Annotated in this window: 22 protein-coding genes; 3 read left to right on the plus strand and 19 right to left on the minus strand. The window is 63.6% G+C overall.

What is annotated here, in order from left to right; translation table 11 throughout:
* Window positions 1-87: 87 nt before the first annotated feature.
* A complete protein-coding gene (locus tag MLB1_RS05445) occupies window positions 88-1,341 on the minus strand; it encodes an HAD family hydrolase (RefSeq protein WP_180749706.1) in 1,254 nt (417 codons plus the stop codon).
* A gap of 213 nt (window positions 1,342-1,554) precedes the next feature.
* On the opposite strand from MLB1_RS05445, the gene MLB1_RS05450 reads away from it, so the two are divergent.
* Window positions 1,555-2,472, plus strand: a complete 918-nt coding sequence (locus MLB1_RS05450; protein ID WP_180748651.1) for a class I SAM-dependent methyltransferase — start codon at window positions 1,555-1,557, stop codon at window positions 2,470-2,472.
* Here the strand turns inward: MLB1_RS05450 and MLB1_RS05455 are convergent.
* Window positions 2,469-3,608, minus strand: a complete 1,140-nt coding sequence (locus MLB1_RS05455) for an AI-2E family transporter (protein ID WP_180748652.1) — start codon at window positions 3,606-3,608, stop codon at window positions 2,469-2,471. The two genes, MLB1_RS05450 and MLB1_RS05455, sit on opposite strands and share 4 nt — an antisense overlap.
* 83 nt (window positions 3,609-3,691) lie before the next feature.
* On the minus strand, window positions 3,692-5,443 hold the full coding sequence (gene sppA, locus MLB1_RS05460; protein ID WP_180748653.1) for a signal peptide peptidase SppA: 1,752 nt from the start codon (window positions 5,441-5,443) through the stop codon (window positions 3,692-3,694).
* A 105-nt stretch (window positions 5,444-5,548) separates the two neighbouring features.
* Here sppA and MLB1_RS05465 point away from each other — a divergent pair, with 105 nt between their 5' ends.
* The gene (locus MLB1_RS05465) at window positions 5,549-7,111 is read left to right on the plus strand and encodes a sensor domain-containing protein (RefSeq protein ID WP_180748654.1); all 1,563 of its coding nucleotides are present in this window, start codon (window positions 5,549-5,551) and stop codon (window positions 7,109-7,111) included.
* A gap of 11 nt (window positions 7,112-7,122) precedes the next feature.
* On the plus strand, window positions 7,123-7,926 hold the full coding sequence (locus MLB1_RS05470; protein ID WP_180748655.1) for a hypothetical protein: 804 nt from the start codon (window positions 7,123-7,125) through the stop codon (window positions 7,924-7,926).
* Window positions 7,927-8,067: 141 nt separating this feature from the next.
* Here the strand turns inward: MLB1_RS05470 and rplO are convergent, their stop codons facing one another.
* The 16 genes from rplO to MLB1_RS05550 all read right to left on the minus strand — a co-directional run bounded on the left by rplO (window position 8,068) and on the right by MLB1_RS05550 (window position 20,670).
* Window positions 8,068-8,508: a 50S ribosomal protein L15 gene (gene rplO / locus MLB1_RS05475; protein ID WP_180748656.1), complete on the minus strand. Its 441-nt coding sequence runs from the start codon at window positions 8,506-8,508 to the stop codon at window positions 8,068-8,070.
* Window positions 8,509-8,691 carry a 50S ribosomal protein L30 gene (gene rpmD / locus MLB1_RS05480; RefSeq protein ID WP_180748657.1) on the minus strand — a complete coding sequence of 61 codons (183 nt, stop codon included), beginning with the start codon at window positions 8,689-8,691 and terminating at the stop codon, window positions 8,509-8,511.
* A complete protein-coding gene (gene rpsE, locus MLB1_RS05485; RefSeq protein ID WP_180748658.1) occupies window positions 8,684-9,349 on the minus strand; it encodes a 30S ribosomal protein S5 in 666 nt (221 codons plus the stop codon). Before rpsE ends, rpmD begins: the two co-directional genes overlap by 8 nt.
* 28 nt (window positions 9,350-9,377) lie before the next feature.
* Complete coding sequence (rplR, locus tag MLB1_RS05490) at window positions 9,378-9,785, minus strand: 50S ribosomal protein L18 (RefSeq protein ID WP_180748659.1); 408 nt, start codon at window positions 9,783-9,785, stop codon at window positions 9,378-9,380.
* Window positions 9,786-9,787: 2 nt separating this feature from the next.
* Window positions 9,788-10,327, minus strand: a complete 540-nt coding sequence (gene rplF / locus MLB1_RS05495; RefSeq protein WP_180748660.1) for a 50S ribosomal protein L6 — start codon at window positions 10,325-10,327, stop codon at window positions 9,788-9,790.
* Between the two features lie 15 nt (window positions 10,328-10,342).
* A complete protein-coding gene (rpsH, locus tag MLB1_RS05500; RefSeq protein ID WP_180748661.1) occupies window positions 10,343-10,741 on the minus strand; it encodes a 30S ribosomal protein S8 in 399 nt (132 codons plus the stop codon).
* Between the two features lie 277 nt (window positions 10,742-11,018).
* Complete coding sequence (locus MLB1_RS05505) at window positions 11,019-11,510, minus strand: hypothetical protein (RefSeq protein WP_180748662.1); 492 nt, start codon at window positions 11,508-11,510, stop codon at window positions 11,019-11,021.
* 56 nt (window positions 11,511-11,566) lie between these two features.
* Window positions 11,567-12,919 carry an NADP-specific glutamate dehydrogenase gene (gene gdhA, locus MLB1_RS05510; protein ID WP_180748663.1) on the minus strand — a complete coding sequence of 451 codons (1,353 nt, stop codon included), beginning with the start codon at window positions 12,917-12,919 and terminating at the stop codon, window positions 11,567-11,569.
* A 57-nt stretch (window positions 12,920-12,976) separates the two neighbouring features.
* The gene (locus tag MLB1_RS05515; protein WP_180749707.1) at window positions 12,977-13,492 is read right to left on the minus strand and encodes a hypothetical protein; all 516 of its coding nucleotides are present in this window, start codon (window positions 13,490-13,492) and stop codon (window positions 12,977-12,979) included.
* Between the two features lie 465 nt (window positions 13,493-13,957).
* Window positions 13,958-15,973 carry an acyltransferase family protein gene (locus MLB1_RS24245; protein WP_180748664.1) on the minus strand — a complete coding sequence of 672 codons (2,016 nt, stop codon included), beginning with the start codon at window positions 15,971-15,973 and terminating at the stop codon, window positions 13,958-13,960.
* A gap of 48 nt (window positions 15,974-16,021) precedes the next feature.
* On the minus strand, window positions 16,022-17,533 hold the full coding sequence (locus tag MLB1_RS05525; protein WP_180748665.1) for a carboxylesterase family protein: 1,512 nt from the start codon (window positions 17,531-17,533) through the stop codon (window positions 16,022-16,024).
* Between the two features lie 115 nt (window positions 17,534-17,648).
* A complete protein-coding gene (locus tag MLB1_RS05530) occupies window positions 17,649-17,834 on the minus strand; it encodes a type Z 30S ribosomal protein S14 (protein WP_078297704.1) in 186 nt (61 codons plus the stop codon).
* Window positions 17,835-18,434 (minus strand): 50S ribosomal protein L5, encoded by a 600-nt coding sequence (rplE, locus tag MLB1_RS05535; RefSeq protein ID WP_180748666.1) that lies wholly within the window; start codon window positions 18,432-18,434, stop codon window positions 17,835-17,837.
* Window positions 18,434-18,751 (minus strand): 50S ribosomal protein L24, encoded by a 318-nt coding sequence (rplX, locus tag MLB1_RS05540; protein ID WP_180748667.1) that lies wholly within the window; start codon window positions 18,749-18,751, stop codon window positions 18,434-18,436. Before rplX ends, rplE begins: the two co-directional genes overlap by 1 nt.
* Window positions 18,752-19,120 carry a 50S ribosomal protein L14 gene (gene rplN, locus MLB1_RS05545; RefSeq protein WP_180748668.1) on the minus strand — a complete coding sequence of 123 codons (369 nt, stop codon included), beginning with the start codon at window positions 19,118-19,120 and terminating at the stop codon, window positions 18,752-18,754.
* 203 nt (window positions 19,121-19,323) lie between these two features.
* Window positions 19,324-20,670 carry an MFS transporter gene (locus MLB1_RS05550; protein ID WP_180748669.1) on the minus strand — a complete coding sequence of 449 codons (1,347 nt, stop codon included), beginning with the start codon at window positions 20,668-20,670 and terminating at the stop codon, window positions 19,324-19,326.
* Window positions 20,671-20,676: the final 6 nt, after the last annotated feature.

The following is a 20,676-nucleotide window of genomic DNA, read 5'->3' on the forward strand; positions in this document are numbered from 1 at the left end:
GGTGATCCCAGCGTTGGGTAACCGTTTCGGCGGCCGTCAGGGCACGCCCGGGCCGGATACGAGACTAACAGTTCGCTGCCACACCAGTCAGAAGACGGTGTCCTTCTGGTCGGCGATGACGGTGCCGTCGGAGCGGAGCAGCGGTCCGGTGCTGCCATCCGGGTTGGTCCGGCCGTCGGTTGCACACAGATACGGGTCCACACGCTGCGGATAGGGATCGATGAACATGGGATTGATCAGCCACTTGCCGTCGGCGTTGTCGTAGGCCCGGCACATGAGTTCAGTCTTGTCGCGATTGATCGCGAGGTGCGCCGCGGTGGCGTCGTCGACGAAGGTGACGTCGGTGGTCGAGTCCCCCGCCGCGAGGATCTGGCGCTTGTCGACGTCGAAGGGCTCGAATGCGGTGGGTCCCTGCACACCGAAGACAACCTGGTTGGCCCAGCAGCGTTTGCCATCCACGTAGGTGATGACGGTGTCAGCGCCATCGGGCTGTCCACCGCAGCCCCTGACGTGCGGGGTCTGCTTCCCGTTGGTGTCGTAGACGCTTCGCACGCCGATCACCTGGTTCGTCGGGATGCCGATCTCCGGCGACCACACCTTGGCTACGACCTCCGAGGACGCCGAGATCACCCAAGTGCGGACGCCGTGTGCCTGGAGGGTGCCGATGAGGTCCTTGATCTGTGGGTAGATCCGCACATACCCGGGCACGGTGGTAGTGCCGATGGTCTGTTCGGCACCGATCGGCGCATCCAGGTTCTCCCGCTTGGCCGCCTGCGCGAATTCGGTGACCTCCTCGGCGGTGTATCCAGTGGTCAGCGCGACTGTCCACACGTAGGCGCCGTTGCTCCAGCGCTGGTTGTATCCGCTGAACGCTTCCTGCTCGTCATGCGTCTTTCCTTCCCGCACGGCCAGGATCTCGTCGGCGCAGGCGACATTCGTGGAGGTGGGCAGCGGCCGTCCAGCGGGGGTTGCGGTGCCACACGCCTCACGCAGCGCAGTGGTCGCGGCCTCGGTGATGTATCGGCTGGTGGCGTGCCAGTCGGCGGGCTGACGGATCTTGTCGTGCCGCAGCATCCACGCCAGGGTGGCATCGGAGATGTCGTTCTTGACCTCGGTGTTGTCCCAATCGAAGAGCGCGACCGCCTGTGTGGGCCGCTTCCACGTTCCGGTGCATGTGCTGTGGGCGTCGATGACGGCCTGCAGCCGTTCCCTGACATCGCCGTACCAGGGCAGCGCGGCATCCAGCTGACGGCATCCGGGTGCAGCGTGTGCGGCGGGGGCACTCCCGTTCCAGGCCGCTACCGACAGGACGACGACGGCGAGCCACCCGAATGCCTTCACCGGGGTGAAATTACCACCGCGCGTCCGCGATTCGGGGCCCGTCATCGACCGTTCACCGCCAGTTCCGGTTAGTTATCGCGGATCTCCGCAGCCCGCTACCAGATGTGTTCGCGCAGGCCACAGCGGCGGACGTGCGCAATCGCAGACTGCGGCGCACTATGGTCGGGGCACGCCTGCAGTGCCAACCCAATGACAACCACTAAGGATTCTCCGATGGCGCGGACCGATGACGACAGCTGGGATCTGGCTTCGAGTGTGGGAGCGACCGCCACGATGGTGGCCGCGCAGCGTGCGCTGGCCAGCCATGTGCCCAACGCACTGATCAACGATCCCTATGCCGAACCGCTGGTACGCGCCGTCGGCATCGAGTACTTCACCCGATTGGCCTCAGGGGATTTCGATCCCGAGCAGCTGGCGGGGCTGGTACAGCTCGGCATCACCGCCGACGGCATGGCCAACGGGATGGCAAGCCGCACCAAGTACTACGACTCGGCATTTGAGTCCTCCACCGCCGCCGGGGTGCGCCAGGTCGTCATCCTCGCATCCGGACTGGACACCCGCGCCTACCGTCTGAATTGGCCTGCGGGCACCACGGTGTACGAGCTCGACCAGCCGGAGGTGATCGCCTTCAAGACCAACACTCTGGCCGAGCTGGGAGCAACGCCCAGCACTGATCGACGGACCGTGGCGATCGATCTGCGCGACGACTGGCCAACCGCGTTGCAGGCGGCCGGTTTCGACCCCGGGCAGCCAACGGCGTGGTCGGCGGAGGGGCTGCTGATCTATCTGCCCCCGGAGGCGCAGGATCGGTTGTTCGCTTCGATCACCGAGCTAAGCGCGCCCGGCAGCCGCCTGGTCTGCGAGCAGGTCCCCGGTTTGGAAACCGCCGACTTCTCCAAGGCGCGGGAGCTCACCCGCCAATTCGCCGGGGACACATTGGACTTGGATATGGAGTCGCTGGTGTACGCCGGCGAGCGCCAAATGGCAGCGGACTGGCTCGCCGAACACGGCTGGACGGTGGTGACCGAGGAGAACGACGCGCTGTATGCCCGGCTCGGTCTGGAACCGCCGAACCCAATGCTGCGCACCATATTCCCTAACATCATTTACGTCGACGCCACGCTGGGCTAGCCCGCCGCGCGCGTACGGCCCCACTTCCACCAGGAGCGCCTCGGCGCCTCCGGCTCGTCGGTGTCGGCACCCTCGAACGGAACCCCTTTATAGACAGCGAGATACACGTCAATCGTGGTCACGATGACGATCATCAACACCGGGCCCAGCACAACTCCCCAGAATCCGAAGGCCGCGATACCCGAGAAGACCGCCAGGAGCATCAACGCGGGGTCCAAGCGTGCGCCACGCGGCACGAGGAAGGGGCGCAGCACATTGTCGATATTGGAGACCACCAGGATGTGCCATGCGATGACGAACAGTCCGCCGACGGGGTGGCCGAAGATGATCATGCCGATGCCGAACGGAATCGTCACGATGCCGCCCCCGAGCGGGATGATCGACAACGCGGTGAGCAGTATTGCGAAGAAGAAGAAACCCTGCCGGAAGCCTGCGACGTAGATCGACGCGGCACCTGCAACCCCCTGCGCCGTCGCAATCACGAACTGTCCCTTGACCGTTCCGCGTACCATCGCCCCGATCTTGTCGAGGTACAGGTCGGTGATCTCCTCCCCCAGCGGATTGAGCTGTCGCAGCAGGGTGAGCACCTTGTCCTGCTTGACTAAGAGCGACACGAACACGTACAGGAAGATGATGGATGCCGCGACCGCCGACGCGACGCTGCCGACGGCGCTCTGGAGCACCTGCAGCAGCCCTTGACCCACGTTCTCCGCCAAGGATGCGATCGACTGCCGCAGCGTATCCGGAGTCAACTGGACATGTACGAACGGAATTCGGGCCAATACGTCGTTGACCACCGCGAGCGCCTTCTGCCCAAGTGTGGTCATATCGGTGTCTCCCACCCAGTTCGAGACACTCTCGACCATGCGGGTGATCTGAACGGTTGCAACGAAAACCAGCGCACCCACCGGCACCACAACCGATCCCAGCGCGGATAACAGTGTCAATGTTGCGGCGATGCCCGAGCCGAACCGCTGGCCCAGTCGTCGGTACAGCGGTGTGAACAGGTACGCGGCCACCGCTGCGACGACCATCAGGATGAAGTAGCCACGCAGAAAGTAGATGCCGAAGACGATGCCCAAACCGGTGAGGACAGCGAGCACACGCTTCTGAAATACGGTCAGTTCGGTGTTCACGCCAGACCCCTTCCGCGGGCAGCTGCACACGACACGTTAGTCGGTGCCGTCGCCGGCCCCGGCGAAATACGCGTGCGGCGCGACTAGAAGCGGTAGTCGCCCAACACCATCGCCTGGACACTGCCGACGGATCGCTGAGCGCGTTGCACCGTCTCCAGAGCCAGCTGCGCCACTCGACCCAGCATCGCATCGGTGAGGGCCGCAGCGGCAGGCTGGGACGAGGCCCGCTGCCGCAGCATGGAGGATAGCGGTGAGCTCGGGAAGTTCAGTATCCGAACCTCGTCGTCGGCGTCGATATCCGCGAGTTCCTTGGCCTTGGCCACCGCCTCGCGGAACCCGCCGAGCTCATCGACCAGACCGTGCTCCAGCGCATCCTTGCCCGTCCAGATCCGGCCCTGTGCAACCGCTTTCACGGCATCGACGGTGAGCTTTCGTCCATCGGCGACCCGCTGCACGAAGTCGTCGTAGTGCATATCGATCTCGGCCTCGACGAGATCGCGCTGCTCGTCGGTGAACGGTTCATTACTGGACCACGCGTCGGCATTGGCGTTGGTGCGCAAGGTGTCCGACGCGACACCGAGCTTCTCCTTAAGTCCTCGGGTGATAAATTTTCCGGTGATAACCCCGATGGACCCGGTGATGGTTCCCGGATTGGCGATGATCGCATCCGCACTCATGGCGACGTAGTAGCCGCCCGACCCGGCTACCGCTCCCATGGATACCACGACCGGCTTACCGGCCTCCCGTGCGCGGACCACTTCTCGCCAAATCGTTTCCGATCCGTTAACCGATCCGCCGGGGCTGTCCACGCGCAACACGATGGCGGCCACCGAATCGTCGGCGACGGCATCCCGCAGCGCGTCGGCGATCACATCGCCTCCGCTCGCCGGTCCCGGCGGAAAGAGCCTTGGTCCGCTGCGGCCGCTCGCGATCGCTCCCGTCAAGGAGACCACGCCGATGGTCGGCCGCGACGAACGACCGGGCAGGGATGGAAGGCTCGGCACCTGCGGGCGGGTGGCCCTGGTGTAGCGCGCCAGATAAAGCAGCGGGAGCTCGGTGTCCCCTTGTCCCCCAGTCAGTTCGCCGATGCGCGCATACGCCTCATCGCGGTAGCCGATACGGTCCACGAGCCCACCCGAGACCGCATCGGTGCGGCGCAGCGGCGCCCGGTCTGCCAGGACGTCCACATCGGCCGGATCGAGCTTGCGCGATGCCGCGACGCCGTCGCGAACCTGTTCGGACAGGCTCTCCAGCAGCCGCCCGTCGGCTTCCCGCTGCGCGTCGGTGTAGCCGTCCTCGGTGAAAAGATTTGCCGCCGACTTGTATTGACCACGAGCGAGGAATTGCGCCTGCACACCGGCCTTGTCCAGGGCACCGCGCAGGAAGGTACCGCTGGCCGCAAATCCGATGAGCCCCACGGTGCCGGAGGGCTGCATCCACACCTCACGGAACGCCGATGCCAGGTAGTAGGCGAGCGTGCCCGGATAGGTCTCGGACCATGCCAGGCTGGGTTTGACCGCACTGAACGCCTCGATGGCGGCCCGTAGCTCCTGCACGGCTCCGGCCGCGGCGGGTGGGATCTGCACACGCGCGATAAGACCGGCGACCCGCGGATCATCGATCGCGCGGTGGACGGCGGCGATGGTGTGCCGCAGCGACAGCGGCCTGCTCGCGCCCGAAAACACCAGACCCAGCGGATCGAAGTTGACGGTTTCCGGCGGCACCTCGAGCAGATCGAGTTCCAGAATGCAGTCCCGGGGCACACCCCGGTGACGTGCGGTGTCAACCTTGGCCAGGAGATCGCGGACGTCCGTGGGTGCGGTGAAGGCGAACATGCCTTGAGCGTACCCACGAATGCGGCGATACTCCCGGCTACAAATCCGCGCTGCTGAATCACGCGGCGCGTAGGGTCTGAGCCATTCGCTGGCGGAGGGGCAACGATGAGACGTGTACAGAAGGTGACGGCGCAGGTCGCTGCATTACTCGCGGTGACCATGGTGTCCGGGTGCATCGACACTTCCGGGTCACGAGATATGACACCGTCACAGTCGACATCGAAGACGGCAGCGGCGCCCGCCCGCAGCTATCCCGGGTTGTTCCCCGAGTACCGAGGCAAGTTCCACCCCAACCACACGGATCTGGGTGGGCGAAACAACGCAGAACTGGCAAGTCTGCTGCCGGTGGCCACCGACTTCCCCGCGCCCGGGCTGACCCGTCCCACCGATATCGCCTCCGACGACGGGTCCGGGCTCGGACTGCATGGCCAAACGGATGGTGAAACACGTCCGCCCGAATGCCTGTACACACCCTTCGGCAAGTCCTTTTCGAGGGCTCCCGACGGTTCGGACTGGAACCTGTACTACGCGGCCTCGACATTCCACGAGGCGGACCCCGCCGGCAATCACATCATCGTGACGGTCAACCGTGAGCGCGAGAGCACCGACGTGTTCGCGTCGACCACCGACTGGATCAAGAAGTGCGGCCAGTACGACAAGGCGTTTCCGACGTTCGCGAAGCCGGATGTGCGGAATCGGCATGTCACCGACACCTTCGCCCCCGGGCCGATCGTCGAGGGCGTACAGACCTACGTATACACCAGTGCGAGTACCGATCTGGACGACGCGTCAGCCGGTAAGGAGTCGTTGGGAGTGCGCGGTCAGCGCATTCTGCTCGCACGAGTGCGTTCGGTGGTGTTCGAGGTGGAAGGCACCGACCAGGTGGACGCCGGCCTGCTGGACCAGCTGATGGCCACCAGCATCGCCAACGCAAAGCATGCCCCGCCGCCCCCCGAGCAGAACGCCGGCCGGTTGGCCGGACTGACCGGCTGCGATACCGCTGCGCTTAAACCTGGGAATCCGCAGCCGGATCCGACGCTCGACTGCACAATCCGCACCTCTGATGGCAGCGGCGTGATCTTCGAGGTGCTGGGCACCCCCGCGGGGACCATCCGGGTGTTCAACGGCAACGGCGCTCAGCTGCAATCCATCCGCGTGCCCAACCCGATCTTTCAGCAGCGTCTGCCGTTACTACAGGATCTGGACCAGGACAAGCGCGAAGAGCTGCTGGTGGTCAGGGCGACCGGCGACCCAGCCGGTGACCTCATGGACGTGTGGCGACCGCGGCCGAATTCTGATCAATTCGATATGGCCGGAACAATATTCGGTGTCCCGCGATTCTGGATGACGTCCGATCGATTCATCGGAATCTTCTCGCGCAACGGCGCCGACGCCGGGGTGGCGGCCCTCTTCCGGTTCGTCGACAACAAACTGGCGGTGCTGGCGCTGCTGGACACCGAAAGACGAGTGGACAACAAGCCGCTCGATCCGAAGTGGCGTCTGAATGCCAACGTCAAATGCGCGATGAACTTATCCGATGACCCGCCGGGGGCACTCGGGTCGCGAATGGACGCGCTGCGCGCGGCGGGTGTCGACCCGGCGACGGCCGAGGAACATTTCTGCCTACAGCCGTGGGTGGCGGGGCTCTATCGCCAGGGCACACGGTGACGTGTGTTGACATGACGAAGTGGCGTACCGCAGCGCTTTTCGTCATGGGGTTAACCCTGACGGCATGCACCCACGGCGGTATCCAGCACACTGAAACGTCCACGAGCTCAGCGCCCAATCGACTGGACTCGCTGCCACTGTGTTCGTCGATCAAGCCGCAGGCCATCGAACCCGATCCGGATCCGGCGCTGCAGTGCGTGCTGCGATCCAAGGATTCGGCGAAGCTCACGTTAGAGGTGATGGGCACACCCCCCACCACCATCAAGGTGTACGAACCCAATGGGACTGAGCGGCAGACCTTTACCGTTCCCGTCAACAAACCGGAACGAACGCCGCCTCTTCTTGCCGACCTCGACCAAGACGGCCGCGACGAGTTGGTGGTGGTCGACAACGTCGGCTCCGACGGCGACGTCCTGGATGTGTGGCGGGTGAACAAGGATTCGGGGAACTTCTCCCGAGCGGGACAGGTGTTCGGTTATCCCGAGTTCCGGATAACCGATGAGCGCTTCACCGCGTTCTATGCCAGTACCGGTGCCGGATCAGGAAGGGTTTCCCTCTACCGATTCGTCAATGACAAGGTGGTGGAGCTCGGTTCCCTCTTCGTGCAGGCGGCGGATTGGCCGGATCCCGCGGATCCCGCCCGCACCTGGCACACCAACGGAAACACGTTGTGCTCCTTCAATTACGACGACGATCCCCCGGGACAAGCCCAGAAAAGGAACCAGGCGTTGACGGAGGCCGGCATCGACCCACCGTCCGCACAGGACCGATTCTGCAAGCAATCCTGGGTCGCCGACATCTACAAGAAACGCTAGCCGGACGTGCCTGCCGCTCCACATGAGCGCCGAGCGTGAAGCGATGGCGACGAATCGGCCGATATCCCGCCATAGCTTCACGCTCGGCGAAACAGTAAGGGCGCCCACCCTGAGGTGGACGCCCTTGCTGATAAGTGGGTACTAGACCGCGTTGATCGATCCGCCTACGGCAGTGATCTTCTCGCGGGCCGCGTCGCTGAACTTGTTGGCGGTCACCGACACCTTGACCGTGAGGTCGCCGTTGCCGAGCACCTTAACCAGCTGGTTCTTGCGGACCGCACCCTTGTTCACCAGATCCTCGATGGTGACGTCGCCACCCTCGGGGAACAGCCGCTCGATATCGCGGACGTTCACCACCTGGTACTCGGTGCGGAAGCGGTTCTTGAAGCCCTTGAGCTTCGGCAGCCGCATGTGGATGGGCATCTGCCCACCCTCAAAGGTCGCCGGCACGTTCTTGCGTGCCTTGGTGCCCTTGGTGCCGCGGCCGGCGGTCTTACCCTTGGACCCCTCACCGCGACCGACGCGGGTGCGCTCGGTCTTGGAGCCGGGGGCTGGGCGCAGATGATGCAATTTGATAGTCATTTACTTCACGTCCTCGACGGTGACCAGGTGGCGAACCACCTGGAGCAGGCCGCGGGTCTGCGCGTTGTCCTCACGGACAACGGTCTGGCGAATCTTGCGCAGTCCCAGTGTCTTCAACGATTCGCGCTGGTTCCACCGGGTTCCGATGGTGCCGCGCACCTGGGTGATCAACAGATCAGCCATGGCTGCCTCCCTGTGCTGCTGCAGCTGCGAACTCGGCGCGGGCCCGGAGCATGCCGGCCGGTGCCACATCTTCGATGGGCAGACCGCGCCGGGCCGCAACCTCTTCGGGGCGCTGCAGTGCCTTGAGCGCCGCGACGGTTGCGTGGACCACGTTGATGGCGTTGTCGCTACCCAGCGACTTGGCCAGGATGTCGTGCACGCCAGCGCATTCCAACACTGCGCGGGCGGCGCCACCGGCGATCACACCGGTACCGGCGGAAGCCGGCCGCAGCATGACGACGCCAGCCGCATCCTCGCCCTGAACCGGGTGGACGATGGTGCCACCGATAAGCGGAACGCGGAAGAAGTTCTTGCGAGCCTCGTCCACACCCTTGGCGATGGCAGCCGGAACTTCCTTGGCCTTGCCGTAGCCAACGCCTACCAGGCCGTTGCCGTCGCCAACGATCACCAGTGCGGTGAAGCTGAACCGGCGACCACCCTTGACCACCTTGGAGACGCGGTTGATGGTGACGACGCGCTCGATATGGTTGCTCTTCTCGGCGTTATCGCGGCCACCACGACGGTCGTCACGGTTGTCACGACGTCCGCGGCCGCCGTCGCGACCGTCACTGGGGCCGCCTGCGGCGCCAGGAGCGCCAGTATTGCGCTGCGCCATCATGCATTCCTTCCGTTGAAAGTCTCGAACATCAGAACACCAGCCCGCTCTCGCGGGCGGCGTCGGCGAGTGCCGCGATCCGGCCACCGTAGGTGTAGCCGCCGCGGTCGAAGACCACGGTGTCCACACCGGCTGCCTTGGCACGCTCGGCGATCAGCTGACCGACCCGGGCGCTGCGCGCCTTCTTGTCGCCGTCCACCGCTTGCACGTCGGGCTCGACGGACGAAGCCGCGGCCAGGGTGGTCCCGGTGAGATCGTTGACCAGCTGCACATGAATGTGGCGGGCCGAACGGTTGACGACCAGACGCGGCCGCGCGTCCGTACCGGACACCTTCTTGCGCAGACGTGCGTGGCGGCGCAGACGCGAAGTGCGACGCGCCTCCGAAACACTCTTGCCGACGGGCTCGTGCTGCTTCGCTTCTGTCTTCGTTTGAGCCATGGTCACTTACCTGTCTTTCCGACCTTGCGGCGGATCTGCTCACCCTCGTAGCGAATGCCCTTGCCCTTATAGGGGTCGGGGCGACGCAGGCGGCGGATGTTGGCCGAGATCTGGCCAACCTTCTGCTTGTCGATTCCGCTGACCGAGAACTTGGTGGGGGTCTCGACCGCGAACGTGATGCCCTCGGGTGCCTCGATCAGCACGGGGTGGCTGTAACCGAGCGCGAACTCCAGGTTCGATCCCTTGGCGACGACGCGGTAACCCACGCCGAAGATCTCCATCTTGGTGGTGTAGCCCTGGGTCACACCGGTCACCAGGTTGGCGATCAGGGTGCGAGACAGGCCGTGTAGCGAGCGGTTGCGCCGCTCGTCATCCGGGCGGCTGACCACGATGGCGCCATCGTCATTGCGCGACACCGAGATCGGCTCGCTCACTGTCAGTTCGAGGGTGCCTTTGGAGCCCTTGACGGAGACGTTCTGGCCGTCGATGTTGACGTCCACTCCGGAAGGAATCAGCACCGGTTGCTTACCAATACGCGACATTTTTTAAGTCCTCCCCTACCAGACGAACGCGAGGACTTCGCCGCCCACGCCTTGTCGGGCTGCTTGGCGATCGGTGAGTAGACCAGTGGACGTGGAGATGATCGCCACGCCGAGGCCGCCGAGAACCTTGGGCAGACTGGTGGATTTTGCATACACACGCAGGCCGGGCTTCGACACGCGGCGCAGGCCGGCGATGCTGCGCTCACGGCTGGGGCCGTACTTGAGCGAGACAACCAGGCTCTTGCCCACGCGGGCGTCCTCGGTGCGGTAATCGGTGATGTAGCCCTCGCGCTTGAGGATCTCGGCGATATTGGCCTTGATCTTCGAGTGCGGCAGGGTCACCTCATCGTGGTATGCCGAGTTGGCATTGCGCAGACGTGTCAGAAAGTCTGCGATCGGATCAGTCATAGTCATGACAGAGTCCATCAACCTTTCTCGCTGCGGTTCCCATGCAGCATGCTCGTACCGGTTCCCGTAAGGGCCTGGTACATCGCACGGTGGGCCTACTGCGAAGTGATCTTCCGTATCTGACCGGGTTCGGTCAGGGGTCGTGCATCAGCAGTGCTGTCCCAACAAAACCAGCACATGCCGACCGGCCATAGGCGAAACACAGCCCGGGCAACCGGTTAAGTGTAGGTGACCTGGACCTACGGACCAAATCGGTGAGCGCGGCCCGCCGATGGCGGGTTCATCACCCGGTGGGTGTCAACCTGAACGGCAGCCAATAGGTGCCGGGACCGTCATCTGGACACCCCGGTGCGCCCACGGTGAACGTCCGTTCCCCCGCAAAGCTGCCATCGCCGTTGGGCACCAAGAAGTCGAACCTGGCAGCGGTCACCGGACTGCCGTCGCTGCAATGGAACGGATAGTCCGCGGCCGACTCCCACCGATCACCGTTCCACCGGTAGTCGAAGAGCGCCGGCGCATTGGGATTGTCCGCCAGCTCGGCCAACCGCAGCCAATGCGCCACGCATCCCCGCGCACCGCAGGTGGTGGTGAAGCTCGCCGCCTGCGTCGAAGGGGCCGAGGCATCGGGTCTGCCCTCGAACGTCTGCCGAGAATGGTCCAGGTAGGTGTCATAGGTGCCGTACAGCGGCACCGGCTCTGGCCTGTCGGCGTGCGCCAAACCGGCACTGAACAATGACGCCACAGCCGCGAGTGCCAGCCCACCACACCTGCGCATATGTCACTGATAACACAGCGCGTGCACGACGGGACCCGAACGATCGAACGTGATCGTCAGATCACGCCGAGAGCGACCATCGCATCGGCAACCCTCGTATACCCGGCGAGGTTGGCGCCCGTCACGTAGTTCCCCGGGTCCCCGTAGTGATCCGCGGTTTCGACGCAGGTGGCGTGGATCGATTGCATGATCGATCGCAGGCGGGCCTCCGTCGCCTCGAAGGACCACGAGTCGCGGCTGGCGTTCTGTTGCATTTCCAGCGCGCTGGTCGCCACCCCACCTGCGTTCGACGCCTTGCCCGGCGCGTAGAGCACCCCTGATTCCTGGAAGTACTTCACCGCCTCGGGGGTGCACGGCATGTTGGCTCCCTCGGCGATGAGTTGCACGCCGTTCCCGATAAGCCGGCGGGCGTCCTTGCCGTCGAGTTCGTTCTGAGTGGCGCAGGGCAACGCGACCTGGCAGGGAACCTCCCAGAGGGTTCCGTCGGTGACCTGGCGTGCTCCCCCACCATGCGCCTCGACGTATTCGGAGAGCCGACCCCGCCGAACCTCCTTGATCTCCTTGAGGAGTTCGAGATTCAGTCCGCGTTCGTCGACGATGTAGCCGTCGCTATCCGAGCAGGCGATGACTTTCGCACCCAGCTGCTGGGCCTTCTCGACGGCATAGATCGCGACGTTCCCCGCGCCCGACACCACGACGGTCTTTCCGGCCAGGGACTGCGCGCGCGTCGCCAGCATCTCCTGCGCGAAAAGCACAACGCCATATCCGGTGGCTTCGGTGCGCACCTGGGATCCGCCCCAGGGCAACCCTTTACCCGTCAGCACACCGGATTCGTAGCGATTGGTAATGCGCTTGTAGTGTCCGAAAAGATATCCGATCTCGCGCTGGCCCACCCCGATGTCACCGGCGGGGACATCGGTGTATTCACCGATATGTCGGTACAGCTCGGTCATGAATGACTGGCAGAACCGCATGATCTCGGCGTCGGAGCGGCCCTTGGGGTCGAAATCGGCTCCACCCTTGCCGCCACCGATCGGGAGCCCGGTAAGCGCGTTCTTGAACATCTGCTCGAAGCCGAGGAACTTCACGATCGACAGGTTCACGCTCGGGTGGAAGCGCAGACCGCCCTTGTACGGCCCCAGCGCGGAGTTGAACTCCACCCGGTAACCGCGATTGATCTCGACGGCGCCATCGTCCCTGATCCACGGAACGCGAAAGATGATCTGCCGCTCCGGCTCACAGATCCGCTCCAGGATCGACCAGCGGTCGTAGTCCGGCGTGTTGCCAACCAGAGGGCTGAGACTGGCCATGACCTCGAAGACAGCCTGCTGGAACTCCGCCTCTCCGGGGTTACGCGCGAGAACGGTCTCGAAACGCGGCTGGAAGACGGGATGCAGAGTCTCTGGCATACCTAATAGGGTGCACCACAGCACATTTGGCTAACGACGCGGCATCAAACCCCGACGCTACGCAGCGGGAGCGGGAGCCAGCGCATTGCCCTTGATGATGTAGAACAACGTGCCCTGCTCGGTATCCGCCTTGATCAGACCGGGTCCGGCACTCTCCGGATGCCCGTCGACGACGCCGACGCGTGACAGCTTCGGGTTGCTACCCGCGGCGTGCCAGATCGCCCATTTCCCGTCCTTCACGCGCGCGTCGACCTGGACGAGCAGATCGTCACGCCCGTCCTGGTCGAGATCGCGCAACTCGACGGCAGCACCGCCGAGCCAGCCCTTGAAGGGTTCGGAGATCGTCTGCACAACCTTGCCGTCGCCACTGCGCACGGTGATGGTGGTGGTCTGCCCTTCGGGCTGCGGCGTGCTGGTCGTCTCGAAACGCAAGCCGTCACCGGATTGCAGCACCTCGGGGTCGGCACTCGCCACACCGGGAAGCGCCACGAGCGCCAGCGCCGCGAGCGCAGCGGCACCGGTTCTACGTACCCGTAACTTGGAGATTTCTCGTCGACCCTGCGAGACCTGCATCGGTTTGTCCATTCGTCATACTTTGCTCAGGCATGAATTCTTCGACGTCTCTCGCTACCTAACCCTCCAGATCAGCGAGTTTGTCGAGCCGCTGCCGATGTATCAGCAATGCGGTATCACAAAGGTATACCAGCCGTGCGGCCGCCGCTAACTCAACCATCTGGCGCGCGATGCGAAATCGTGCGCAACATCACCGTGAGACTTTGGAGACGGTATGGGCTGGATTAGCCGCAAGGGCGGTCGGCAATTCCGGCACCGAACAGCCAGGTTGCTCAATTCATAGCAAATAACTGTGACACGCGACCAGGAATCGATACCGGTGCGCGTCTCAGCGAAGACCAACTCTCCGGCACAGTATTGAAGGTTGCTGATCGCCATCGGGAACGCCGCCGGAGGATGGGCCCGAGTCGGCATTCGATGCCTAGTGGGCGGTCACGGCCAGCGACACTCGTGATGTCCGCCGACTCATGAGCGGGCGTGCTCAGCGATGAGACGCGTGAACTCCGACTGCAGCCGTTGCGCTTCGCCCACGGTGATGTGCCCACCATCGCGGGCCACCCATCGTGATCCGTCATTGGTGCGACATACCCCGTCTGGACAGATCGTCGGACCCAGATCAACAGTGGACACTCCAAGAAGTCCACTGGCGGCACGCCGTTCGGCCAAGGTGGCGGTGTTCTGTTGCCGCTGAGTCTCCGCCAAACCTGTGCTGCGACCACAGCGGGAAGGCGACACCCAGACCTCGTACCCCGGACATTTGTAGAGGTCCCAGTTCACGAAATGCGGCAGGGTGTGCACGACGACGACCGGGACATGCGCCCCCGCCAGCTTCTGCAGGACCGCGGCTATCCCCTGCTGCCACAACCGGCCCTTGCCGGCGTCATCTTCGGTCCATTCCTCGGCGTGCGGTAACCGGAACCGGACATGTTGATTGGCTAGGAAGTAATCGCTCGAGGCAGAGGCAATCACCACCAAACCGGGCCGAACATCCGCGAGTGCACGGAGCCAGCGCTCCACGAAATCGATACAGCCGGGCGGCGCAGGATCCAGGACGAGCTCGACGAACGGGCAGGCGGCGTTCGTCGCAAGGATCGTCGTCCGATTTTGCTGTGTGGCCGCCGGGATGAGCGCCTCGGCGAACTGACCGGCGTTGGAGTCACCGATGAGAACGACTGACCGTGCATTGACCTCTCCACCTTCGGGCCACAGGCAACGAAGGCGGGTCCTTTCCTCATCCGGCATGTTGCCGATGCATCCTCTGCCCACATCCAGATGGGCCGCTCGTTGCGCGCGAGCATCACGAATCTCCGGTGTGGCTATCTGCGCGGCACCGAATGTCACCGCCGAAACGATCACCGCCAATCCGACGGACACGGCCACCAGCCGCGACGCACGAAGATCAGCCAGTTTCCGCCCCGTCCGAATCGGGTCTTCGACATAGCGTTTCGACAACCACGCGGGTAGCAACGACAGCACGCCCGCGCAGGGCAACAGCCAGTGATATTCGGTGCTCAACACGTTGTTGGCGAAGACGATCACGGGCCAGTGCCAGAGGTACCAGCTGTAGGACAGATCCCCGATCCACTGCATCGGTACCGATGACAGCACCCAGCTGATTGGCTGTCGCGAGGATATTGATCCGGCGATGATCAACAGGCCCGAGCCCACCACTGGGATCAGTGCATTGAAACCCGGAAAGGGGTCCGCGGCGGTGATCGCCACGGCAGCCCAGGTGACACCGGCCGCACCAAGGACCGCTACCGGTAGCGCAGCCCGGCGACCCCATCTCTGTATCCGGCCTTCGCCCAGCGCGATCAGCGCGCCCATACCGAATTCCCATGCACGCGTGGGCGAGCTATAGAAAGAGAAAGCCGCATTGTGCGCATGGAACGGGAATCCATCGGTCGCCGTCAGGTGCATCGCGAGGAGGAACGAGAGGGCCGACAGCACAAGAAGTAGCGCGAACGTGACGCGACGCCGACTGGCCCGGCGCCGCGTTGCCACATATGCCGCCAACACCATCACACCCGGGAAAATGAGATAGAACTGCTCTTCGACGGCCAACGACCAGGTGTGCAGGAACGGGTTCATCGCTGCCGGCGCCGCGAAGTAACCCGAGGGTTCCAGAAACAGCACCGCGTTCGAAACGAACAACGCCGCCGCGGCGGCCGTTCGCGCCGCGACTTGCATTGATCCGAGCGGGCTTTGAACGACCGCCGTCACCGGCAGCACCACGACAATCAAGAGGGCGAGCGCAGGCAAGAGTCGCCGTACCCGGCGCGTGTAGAAGCGCCGGAGGTTGATGTTTCCGTCCTCGTCCGCCTCGCGCAGCAGCAGTCGCGTGATGACGAATCCGGAGATGACGAAGAAGACGTCGACACCGACAAATCCACCGGAAACAGGTAGACCGCAGTGGTACGCGACAACCAGGAGAACCGCTACCGCTCGCAGGCCTTGAATGTCCTGACGGCGGTCAATCACCGGCTGAGTCTAGATGACGGGCGTTCCCAGATATGTCGGGAGCGGTGGCTATCGCCAGAAACCGCACTGATGACTGTTGGCGAAGCCCTCCATTGGCTTCGACATCGGTGGTGCCAGGCGCAGGAATGCTCCTCCGGGCACGTATCTGGGCCATTGTGGTTGACCCTCTATGTTGGGATTCCCGGTCTTCACGAACTGCGCCCAATACCTGATCATCTGCGTGGACAACGCTGCGGATTCCTGGCTCAACGGTCTGGACATATCGAAGAGATACCCCAGCTCGGAACCATGCGAAGCGCCCAACGGCAGCGGTGCGTCCTGATACTGCGAATCTACCGGCGCGGCCGGGTCGGCAAATTCGTAGGCATACACCGGCCCGCTTCTCCCCAACGCCTCGGCCATGTCGAGTGTCGGGCACGCATAGCTGTTATCGGTGTCGATTGCGGCGAGCGCAGCAAGTACATTTCCGCCATAGTCGGACAGTGGGTATCGCCCTGCAAGTTCGGTTGCCTTGTCCCCGTACTTGCTTTCGAGCGCATGCCGGTATTCCTCGGCGCCGCGGGGCGCGGGTGTGTGCTGGTGCTGTTGGGCCTGAAACACCGTGGCCTCGTTGGCATTACTCCCGATAAGCACAGGGACGGCGGCGGTGAAGCCGCTGGTGAAAGCATCCAATGGCGGCACCGGAAGTTCTCGCGTCCCCGTTACCGGACTCACCGGTAGTCCTATGCCGCTGAATTGCGGAGAATCGCGCAATGCGTCAACCGATAGTGCGCGCAGACAGCGGGCACTATCAGGCCCGACTGGACATCCGACCTCTGCCATAAACGTCGCACTATCGCGGACGGCTCCCGAGACAGAGGCCTGAGCCTGGCATGGAGCACTCTCCAAGATCGCGGATCGAAACAATCCCGCGGCACTCGGTGCCGCCAATAGGTCGCACACCGACACCCCGCCCGCAGACTGGCCACCGACGGTTACCTGCTGGGGATCGCCTCCAAACTCGGCTATGTTGTCACGCACCCAACGCAGCGCGGCTTCCTGATCCAGGAGACCGTAGTTGCCGATCGCATCAGATAGGCCATGAGCCGCCAGAAATCCCAACGTCCCAAGCCGATAGTTGATGGTGACGACGACGATTCCACCCTGGGCAGCCAATTTTCGCGCGTCGTAGCCGAATCCGTTCCCGGCCACAAAGGCGCCGCCGTGTATCCACACCAGTACGGGCGCCTTCCCCTGGATATGCCGGGGCGTGGCGACGTTGAGGACCAGGCAGTCCTCGTTCTGTGCCAGGTCGCTTTCGGTGCCGGGCTGCGGGCATTCCACACCCGACCCCGTCGCATCACGGATACCCGTCCACGATGAGACAGGCCCCGGTTCTGCGAATCGCCGCGGGCCCACCGGCGGTGCGGCGTAAGGGATTGCCTTGAAGACACGTACCTCATCGTCAACGTGCCCGCGTACGGCTCCCGCACTGGTGTTGACGATCGTCGGGTCCACCGCCTTTGGGCTGCACGACACCGATGCGAGGACCACCAGCACAACCAACAACAGCCGGGTCATGTCACGCGCACCGAACATTCTGTGGCACGGGCGCAAGCGTAACGGCCATGGGGCTTCCGGACGGCGAGACGCCAATAGGCCGGGACTCTAAAGTCCCGGCCTATTGTGCAGAGGTTTACCAGCTGCTCTTGCGGATGCCGGGCAGCTCGCCGGCGTGTGCCATCTCCCGCAAGCAGATTCGGCACAGGCCGAACTTGCGGAACACGGCGTGCGGGCGTCCACACCGGTTGCACCGGGTGTACCCGCGCACCGCGAACTTGGGCTTCTTGTTGGCCTTATTGACCAGCGCAGTCTTCGCCATCTACTTCTTCGCTCCCTGCTCAAGTTCTTTGAAGGGGAAGCCGAGTTGCCGCAGCAGCGCCCGCCCCTCGTCGTCGTTGGTCGCCGAGGTGACGACGGTGATGTCCATGCCCCGCGGGCGGTCGATGGAGTCCACGTCGATCTCGTGGAACATCGACTGCTCGGTGAGACCGAAGGTGTAGTTGCCCTTGCCGTCGAACTGCTTGGGTGACAAGCCGCGGAAGTCACGGATACGCGGCAGTGCGATGGACACGAGACGGTCCAGGAACTCCCACATACGGTCGCCGCGCAGCGTGACGCGGGCACCGATCGGCATGCCCTCGCGCAGCTTGAACTGAGCGATGGACTTGCGGGCCTTGCGAATCTCCGGCTTCTGGCCGGTGATCAGGGCCAGGTCGGTGACGGCGCCGTTGATGAGCTTGGCGTCACGGGCAGCGTCGCCGACACCCATGTTGACGACGACCTTCAGGACGCCCGGGATCTGCATCACGTTGGCGTAGTTGAACTCGTCGTTCAGCGCGGTCTTGATCTCTTCGCGGTAGCGCGTCTTCAGACGGGGCTGAGCCTTCGAGGTGTTTGCTGTGTCTTCTACAGTGGTCATCAGATGTCCTTCCCGTTGCGGCGGGAGATGCGGACCTTTTTGCCGGTCTCTTCGTCGATGCGGTAGCCGATGCGGGTCGGCTTGCCGTCGGAGTCGATCACCATCACGTTCGATACGTGGATGGCGGCCTCCTGCGTGACGATGCCGCCGGACTGCGCACCGCGCTGGTTGGTGGATACGGCTGTGTGCTTCTTGATCCGGTTCACGCCCTCGACAAGGACCCGGTTGCGCTCGGGGTAGGCCGCGATGACCTTGCCCTTGGCACCCTTGTCCTTACCAGCGATGACGAGAACGCTGTCACCCTTGTGCACCTTCATTTACAGCACCTCCGGGGCGAGCGAAACGATCTTCATGAACTTCTTCTCGCGCAGCTCACGACCGACGGGCCCGAAGATACGGGTGCCACGCGGGTCGTTGTCGGCCTTGATGATGACGGCGGCGTTCTCATCGAACTTGATGTAGCTGCCATCCGGGCGACGACGCTCTTTGACGGTGCGGACTATGACGGCCTTGACGACGTCACCACGCTTGACGGTGCCTCCGGGAATGGCGTCCTTGACGGTCGCCACAATGATGTCCCCGATTCCCGCATAGCGTCGCCCTGAGCCACCGAGCACGCGGATGCACAAGATTTCCTTGGCACCGGTGTTATCGGCGACCTTCAGCCGTGACTCCTGCTGAATCACTGGTCTCTCCTAATTGACCTGGATTTGGATGTGCGGCGGATACCGACCCGACGCACGCGGTCACGTTGCCTCAGGGCAAGCGCCATCCCCGGTTTTCACCTGGTGGGAATGCCTACCTGTCCTCGGGCGCCAAGCACCCACAAGACAACCGCCCTAGTGTAGGCGAACCTGCAGGTCGGATACAAATCCGACCATCGCGGGAGTCAGCGCGAGAACGCCGAGCCTTGCTCGCGGTCCAGGTAGGTCTCCGACTTGTTCTTGAGGAAGAACAGGTAGACCACCAATGAGATCGCGATGCACACCGTCACATATGCAATGAATAACGGCACCTGACCGTGCGCCTTCAGCGCCTGATAGATCAGCGGTGCCGTCCCGCCGAACACCGAGTTCGCGAGCGCATAGCCGACACCCACCCCCAGCGCCCGTACATGCGAGGGGAAGAGCTCGGACTTAACCAGTGCGTTAATCGACGTGTAGCCGGTCAAGACCACGTAGGCGCCTGCGACCAAGAGGAATGACGCGATCGGCGAATGCGTCTGGGGCAGATACGTGATGAGCACGTAGGTGTAGAAGAGCCCGCCGAATCCGAACCAGAGCAACAGCGGTTTGCGGCCAACCTTGTCGCTGATGATTCCGCCGATGGGCTGCAGCAGCATCAGGAAGATGAGCCCGAAGAGGTTGATCCAGGTGGCCGTCATCGCCTGGTCCTTGTAGGCGGCCTTGACGATCGCTGGGGCGTTGACGCTGTAGGTGTAGAACGCGAGGGTGCCACCCATAGTGATGAGGAAACACAGCAGCAGCGGTTTCCAGTACCGGGTGAGCAGCTCCCGCATCGATCCGGCGCTGTTGTCCTCACCGGACTCGATGGCGGCGAGCTGTTCGGCGCTCAGGGATTCGTCCATGGTGCGCCGCAACCAGTACACGACGATCGCGGCCACACCTCCGACGGCAAAGGCTATGCGCCAACCGAACTCGTGAACCTGCTCATTGTCGAAGACCGTCAGGATGATCAGCAGCGTGAGCTGGGCGAGCACATGACCACCCACCAGGGTCACGTATTGGAAGGACGAGAAGAACCCGCGTCGCTCACGCGTCGCGGCCTCGGACATGTAGGTGGCAGAAGTGCCGTACTCGCCACCTGTCGCGAATCCTTGAACGAGCCGGCACAGGATCAAAGCGATCGGCGCGGCCATCCCGATACTGGTACGCGATGGAACCAGCGCGATTGCCAGCGAGCAGGCCGCCATCAGCGAAACGCTGAACGTCAGAGCCGCGCGGCGGCCGTGCCGGTCGGCGAACCGGCCGAAGAACCACGATCCCAGCGGTCGGGTGATGAAAGTGACGGCGAAGATCGCGTAGACGTAGATCGTCGAGTTCTCATCGGCTTCGTCGAAGAACTGCTTCTCGAAGTACATCGCGAAGACGGTGTAGACGTAGACGTCGTACCACTCGACGAGATTGCCCGACGAACCCCTGATGGTGTTCCAGATGGCGCGACGGGTTTCGGCCCGACCCGAGGGCGTTGGCGCACTAGCGGTCGAAACGGTCATGCACGC

It is taken from the genome of Mycobacteroides sp. LB1 (assembly GCF_013449725.1).
In the GTDB taxonomy this organism is placed as follows: domain Bacteria; phylum Actinomycetota; class Actinomycetes; order Mycobacteriales; family Mycobacteriaceae; genus Mycobacterium.